Below are 485 nucleotides of genomic sequence, written 5' to 3'. Positions count from 1 at the left end.
GGATTTTTAATCCGGGCGTCCAAACCCGGCGGGTTTTTGGGGTTTAGTACACCCCCCCGCCCCACGGTGGGGGTATCCCAGCCGAGCGTTTTGCGTGGGCGCCCGTTGAGTTCCTGAGCGACGTGCTCTAGGTCTTCCGGACTGTGGACCGACAGATCGGTGCCCTTCGGGAAGTATTGGCGGAGACGACCATTGGTGTTTTCGTTGGTGCCGCGCTGCCAAGGAGAGTGCGGGTCGCAGAAATAGACGGCCATGTCGGTAGCCATCGAGAACTGCTTGTGCCGGGCCATCTCGACACCTTGGTCCCAGGTCAACGACCCGCGCAGATGCCGGGGCAGGGTCGAGACCGTCGCGATCAGCGCGTCACGGACGGTCTCGGCGTCGTGACCGCCGGGCAGGTGGACCAGCATCGTGTAACGGCCGGGTCAACTGGTCGCCGAAGCGTTCCACGTCCTCTGAAAACGACACGGTCGTCGCAACCTCTC

Annotated in this window: 1 pseudogene; it reads right to left on the bottom strand. The window is 63.3% G+C overall.

The window, feature by feature from the left end:
* A pseudogene (locus ACFWPJ_RS15260) lies at positions 1-419 on the bottom strand (IS30 family transposase); the annotation flags it as partial.
* Positions 420-485: the final 66 nt, after the last annotated feature.

Origin of the sequence: Nocardia sp. NPDC058497 (assembly GCF_042720195.1) — a bacterium.
Taxonomy (GTDB): Bacteria; Actinomycetota; Actinomycetes; order Mycobacteriales; family Mycobacteriaceae; genus Nocardia.
Note: the sequence above shows the minus strand (reverse complement) of the source record. Positions and strands in the feature narration are given on the sequence as shown.